This window comes from Weissella kandleri (genome assembly GCF_001438705.1).
In the GTDB taxonomy this organism is placed as follows: Bacteria; Bacillota; Bacilli; order Lactobacillales; family Lactobacillaceae; genus Weissella; species Weissella kandleri.
This window is the reverse complement of record NZ_JQBP01000018.1, coordinates 1-231: the sequence shown is the minus strand read 5'-3', so window position 1 is coordinate 231 and position 231 is coordinate 1. Positions and strand designations below refer to the sequence as shown.

At 33.8% G+C, this 231-nt stretch carries 1 tRNA gene; it reads left to right on the top strand.

The features are described 5' to 3' along the window. Positions 1–78 precede the first annotated feature (78 nt). Positions 79–152, top strand: a tRNA-Ile gene (locus IV73_RS06455). The last annotated feature ends 79 nt before the right edge of the window (positions 153–231 follow it).

The following is a 231-nucleotide window of genomic DNA, read 5'->3' as shown; positions in this document are numbered from 1 at the left end:
TCTAAGGAAAATCGGAAGGCATTTGTTGAAACGTTATTTAGTTTTGAGTGTTTTACAGCATTCAATGAAATATTTGATGGGCCTGTAGCTCAGCTGGTTAGAGCGCTGTGTTGATAACGCAGAGGTCACAGGTTCGAGTCCTGTCAGGCCCATTAGTGTTTTTTATAACACTATAATTAGTTCTTTGAAAACTGAATCATATCATTAAATTTAAAATATCAATTTTTTATT